Source organism: Thermobacillus sp. ZCTH02-B1 (assembly GCF_002159085.1).
Lineage (GTDB): Bacteria > Bacillota > Bacilli > Paenibacillales > Paenibacillaceae > Thermobacillus.
In genome coordinates, this window is the sequence record NZ_LZRU01000037.1 from 1 (window position 1) to 5479 (window position 5479).

At 60.2% G+C, this 5479-nt stretch carries 3 protein-coding genes and 1 rRNA gene; 3 read left to right on the forward strand and 1 reads right to left on the reverse strand.

Annotation, left to right across the window (positions count from 1 at the left end; genetic code table 11):
* Positions 1 to 225: 225 nt before the first annotated feature.
* Entirely contained in the window at positions 226 to 1032 is an 807-nt protein-coding gene (locus A9Z00_RS14280; protein ID WP_296978907.1) for a YheC/YheD family protein, read from the reverse strand.
* A 392-nt stretch (positions 1033 to 1424) separates the two neighbouring features.
* Here A9Z00_RS14280 and gyrA point away from each other — a divergent pair, with 392 nt between their 5' ends.
* The 3 genes from gyrA to A9Z00_RS14295 form a co-directional block, all read left to right on the forward strand.
* Positions 1425 to 3899 (forward strand): DNA gyrase subunit A, encoded by a 2475-nt coding sequence (gene gyrA, locus A9Z00_RS14285; protein WP_296978910.1) that lies wholly within the window; start codon positions 1425 to 1427, stop codon positions 3897 to 3899.
* 26 nt (positions 3900 to 3925) lie between these two features.
* Positions 3926 to 4969 (forward strand): HD-GYP domain-containing protein, encoded by a 1044-nt coding sequence (locus A9Z00_RS14290; protein WP_296978912.1) that lies wholly within the window; start codon positions 3926 to 3928, stop codon positions 4967 to 4969.
* A 305-nt stretch (positions 4970 to 5274) separates the two neighbouring features.
* A 16S ribosomal RNA gene (locus A9Z00_RS14295) occupies positions 5275 to 5479 on the forward strand; the annotation flags it as partial.

A 5479-nucleotide genomic window follows, 5' to 3' on the forward strand; every position in this document is an offset into this window, starting at 1 on the left:
TTCGATTTTCCGCACCAGATGATCTTCCGGGACGAGTTCATCGAGCGACACGAGGGAAAGTTGGGTGCGTCCTTCATAGCCCGTTTTCCTGAGCAACAGCAATCACTCCAACGCAGAGAATCCTTGCTATTATTATAACATATTACCGCGGTGAATGGGTAAAGTTTTATTGTATAAAAAAGACTATCGACAGGGACTTTGTCGACAGTCTGAAGCCGTCCGGATTTACCGGGCGGCTCTTCTTCTTGCCGCGCGGCGGGGGCGGGTGCGGCTGATCCGGCTCTTCTTCCCGAACCTGCCGTAGGCCGCGGCATAACGGTAGATTTTGCGAAACACCGATTTGTCCTTCAGTTTGCGGAAAATGAACGGGTCGGGCGACGTGTTCACTTCAAGGATCCACGGTTTGAGCGAGGTGTCGATTCCGACGTCAAGGCCGATCTCCTTCATGCCCGGCCAGCGCTTCTGCAATTGCCTGGCCACTTCGACGCCCAGTCTGCGGAGCTCGGACGCGAAGGCTTTCCGGCGGCCGGCGTCGAGGTGACTGCGCATGAGCGTGTGGAAGGACATCGGCGTGCCGCCGCTGTGGTAATTGGTCACGATTTTCCGCGGATGGGCCAGCCGGCCGATGATGCCGGTCGCCTCCCACTCCCCCCGGGGCGACATCTGCACCATGACGCGGATGTCGAACCGCCTTCCCCTGTGCTTCAGCAGATGAATGCCCCGCTGTACGATATAGGTGCGCTTGCGCTTGAGACGCCGCAGTCCGTCGTACAGGGAATCGATCGAGCCGTAGCGATGGGAGCGGGTGTCGATCCGCGCGAGATACCCGTCGGGCTTCCGCTCGACCCGGATGACGCCCAGACCGTACGTGCCCTTGTCCGGCTTGACATAAACCATGCCGTACCGGTCCAGCATGTCGGACAGCGCACTGCGCGAGAATTTCCGCGTTTCCGGGATCAGGTCGCGCAGTTCGGCGTGCCGCATCAACACTTCGGTTTTCGCAAGTTTGCTTCTCACGCGCTCAATGGCCAACGGTCGTGGCTCCTTTCGCCCGCGCGGGAAGCCGGCGGTCTGGAAGCTCCGGACAACCCTTGCGATGAATAATGGTATAATGGTGGGCGGAAGCGGGATTTCCGCCAATCCAGCATATGCGACGGAAGCCCCGCGCGCCCCGGCGTTTCCGTCGTCCGCGGGGATGCCGGAAGGCGTTTAATTGTGCGGATTTGGTGAAAGTAATATAATAGTCTGGAGAGCACGGATTGGAAGGATTGTCGGAAACGGCTGAATTTTCGCGGGTTTTGTCCCGGAGCATCGCGTAAGGCGCCGGCTGCGGATTCCTCCGTTTTTTCGTGAAAAGGTTTGCGGCCGGTCGGACGGAGAATCCGGGGCATCCATACGCCGAGAGGAAGATCGGGAGGTAGAGCATGGCGGAGAATCCCCGTATCAAAGATCGCGACATCAGCACGGAAATGCGCGATTCGTTCCTGGACTATGCGATGAGCATCATCGTCAGCCGTGCTCTTCCCGACGTGCGGGACGGGCTGAAGCCGGTCCACCGCCGGATTCTGTATGCGATGTCCGAACTCGGCATGTCACCGGACAAGCCGTACAAGAAATCGGCCCGGATCGTCGGCGAAGTCATCGGCAAATACCATCCGCACGGAGACGCGGCCGTCTACGAGACGATGGTCCGGATGGCGCAGGATTTTTCGCTCCGCTACATGCTCGTCGACGGACACGGCAACTTCGGTTCGGTCGACGGGGATTCCGCGGCGGCGATGCGGTATACGGAAGCGCGGCTGTCGCCCATCGCGATGGAGATGCTGCGCGACATCGACAAAGAAACGATCGATTTCGTTCCGAACTACGACGGCGAGGAGAAGGAGCCGTCCGTGCTGCCGGCGCGTTTCCCGAATCTGCTCGTGAACGGCGTGTCGGGGATCGCCGTCGGCATGGCGACGAACATTCCGCCGCACAATCTGACGGAAGTGATCAACGGCATCCAGGCGATGATCGCAAATCCGGACATCACGCCGCTTGAACTGATGGATTACGTGAAGGGCCCGGATTTCCCGACGGCCGCGATCGTCATGGGCCGCGAGGGCATCCGCCGGGCCTACATGACCGGCCGCGGGACGATCACGCTGCGCGCGCGGGCGGAGATCGAGGAGCACGAAGGCAAGCCGCGCATCATCGTGCACGAGCTGCCGTACCAGGTCATCAAGGCGCGGCTCGTCGAGAAGATCGCCGAGCTCGTGCGCGACAAGCGGATCGACGGCATCACCGACCTGCGCGACGAATCGGACCGCAACGGCATGCGGATCGTTATCGAGCTCAGGCGCGACGTCAACCCCAACGTGGTGCTCAACAATCTGTACAAGCACACGCCGATGCAGACCAGCTTCGGCATCAACATGCTGGCGCTCGTGGACGGCGAACCGAAGATTCTGAATCTGAAAGACTTGCTGTATCATTATTTGCAGCATCAGATCACGGTTATTCGCCGCCGGACCGACCATGATCTGCGCAAGGCCGAAGCGCGCGCCCACATCGTGGAAGGGCTGCGCATCGCGCTTGACCACATCGACGAGATCATCAACCTGATCCGCGGTTCGCGCACGACCGAGGAAGCGCGGGAAGGGCTGATTGCGCGCTTCTCGCTGAGCCACGATCAGGCGCAGGCGATCCTCGACATGCGGCTGCAGCGCCTGACCGGATTGGAGCGCGAGAAGCTCGAGGAAGAATACGCCGGGCTGCTGCAGAAGATCGCCGAGTACAAGGCGATTCTGGCCGACGAGAACCGCGTGCTGCAGATCATCCACGACGAGCTGGAGGAGATCAAGCAGAAATACGGCGACGAGCGGCGCACCGAGATCACGTCCGGCGAGAACGAGATCCATGACGAGGATCTCATCCCGCGCGAAGATGTCGTGATTTCGATCACGCACGGCGGATACATCAAGCGCATGCCGGTTTCGATGTACCGCAGCCAGAAGCGCGGCGGCAAAGGCGTTATCGGCATGGAGACGAAGGAAGACGACTTCGTCGAACATCTGTACGTCTCGAACACGCACCATTACCTGCTGTTCTTCACGGACAAGGGCCGGGTGTTCCGGCTCAAGGCCTACGAGATTCCGGAGCTCGGCCGGACGGCGAAGGGAACGCCGATCATCAACCTCATTCAGATCGATCCGGGCGAGACGATCAACGCCGTCATTCCGATCGAGCGCTTCGATCCGGATCTGTACCTGTTCTTCGCGACGAAGCAGGGCATCGTGAAGAAAACGCCGCTCGACGATTATGCAAACATCCGCAAGGTCGGTCTCATCGCGATCCATCTCCGCGAGGACGACCGGCTGATCAGCGTGAAGCTGACCGACGGCACCCGCGAGATCATCATGGGGACGAGCCAGGGCATGTCGATCCGGTTCCCCGAGCAGGAAGTCCGGCCGATGGGTCGTTCGGCGACCGGCGTGAAGGGCATCCAGCTCGAGGAAGGCGACAGCGTCATCGACATGGACGTCGTCGACCCCGATCTCGACGTGCTGATCGTGACGGAGAAGGGTTACGGCAAACGGACGCCGGCCAGCGAATACCGGACCCAGAGCCGCGGAGGCAAGGGCATCAAGACGCTGAACATCACGGAGAAGAATGGTTCGGTTGTCGCCCTGAAGATGGTGGCCGACGACGAGGATCTGATGATCATGACGTCCGCCGGCACGCTGATCCGCACGAGCATCGCCGGCATCTCCACGATGGGCCGCAACACGCAAGGGGTCAAGCTGATCAACATCCGGGAAGACGACGCGGTTTCGACCGTCACCTGCGTCAGTCGCTCGGAAGAAGCGGAAGAAGCGGACCGCGGATCGGAAGGTACGGACGAGAACGGAAAAGCGTAATGTCCCGCAACTGGAGGGGTGCGCATATGCCTACGGTCCCGCTCTCCCAGGTGAAGTTGGGGGATCGTCTCGCCTCCGATGTCATCACGCCGCTTGGCGGTACCCTGTTCCGCAAGGGCCGGGTCGTCACGTCGCGCGAATTCGAGATTCTGCAGGCGTTTCTCGTCAAACAGGTCGACATTGAACCGCGCGAAGGCATCGAAGAGGCCGCCGTGCCGGACGAATCGTCCCTGAGCCGGTTCGATATCGAATACGACCGCATGATCGGTCTGGTCCGCCGCATTTTCGTTACGAACACGAGCGGCATCGGACTGCCGATCATGGACATCCGGAACCAGCTCGAGAAGCTGCTCGCCCATATCGGGGAATACAACCTGCTGTCGTTCCGGCCGAAGATCCGGGATGCGCAGGATTTTCTGTACCACAAAAGCGTGCTGACGGCCGTGACGTCGTACCTGCTCGCGCAGTGGTGTTCGTTCCCGAAGAAGGACTGGGTGCAGCTTTCGCTCGCCGGACTGTTCCACGACATCGGCATGCTGCGGATCGATCCGGCCATCGTGTTCAAGCCGGGCAAGCTTTCGCCCCAAGAGCAGGAAGAAATGAAAAACCACACGAAGCACGGCTACAACCTGCTCAGGAACGTGACCGCCATCAATGAGGGCGTAAGGCTTGCGGCGCTACAGCATCACGAGAAGATGGACGGAAGCGGCTATCCGCTCGGCCTCAAGGGCGAGAGCATCCATCCGTACGCGCGCCTCGTCGCCGTGGCGGATGTGTTCCATACGGTTACGATGGAGCGGGTCTACAATCGGGCCATGTCCCCCTATCTTGCGCTGGAGCAGCTGCTGGACGAATCGTTCGGCAAACTCGATCCGTTGATGGTGAGGACGCTCGTCGAGAAGGCGACATCGTTCCACAACGGGATGGTCGTCCGGCTCAGCGACAACCGGCTGGGCGAGATCGTCTTCACCGACCGCAACCATCCGACTCGTCCGCTCGTCAACGTGGGCGGCGAGATCATCAATCTCGCAACCCAGCGGCACATCCACATCGAATCCATCATCCGCTGACGATCACGGGCAGGCCGGGTCGTCCCCGGCCTTCAATAATTTTTCCTCTTGCATTTTGGCTGCCGGATATGATAGATTGTTCTTCGCGCCTGTCGGAGCCGGTCGACGGAACGGCAGCCGGTCGGAGCAGATGCCGGAAATTGGCGCTTGCATCCGGTTGGCGCGATGTGATATATTATAAAAGTCGCTGCCTGAAAGGGCGGCGGGTTGAGGAAGATTGCTCTTTGAAAACTGAACACGAGCTTGAGTTGCCCGTCGACCTGAGGGTAAGACCCTGAGCGTGACGAAACCGGAGCGCGCAAGCTTCTATGGAGAGTTTGATCCTGGCTCAGGACGAACGCTGGCGGCGTGCCTAATACATGCAAGTCGAGCGGAGTTTCCGCGACGGAAGCCTTCGGGTGGAAGACGCGGGGACTTAGCGGCGGACGGGTGAGTAACACGTGGGCAACCTGCCCGGAAGACCGGGATAACATCCGGAAACGGATGCTAATACCGGATAGGCGGTCTTCT

What these genes read in the sequence shown, in the direction of transcription:
- gyrA (WP_296978910.1), top strand. Translation starts at nt 1,425, where the DNA reads ATGGCGGAGAATCCCCGTATCAAAGATCGCGACATCAGCACGGAAATG.
- A9Z00_RS14290 (WP_296978912.1), top strand. Translation starts at nt 3,926, where the DNA reads ATGCCTACGGTCCCGCTCTCCCAGGTGAAGTTGGGGGATCGTCTCGCC.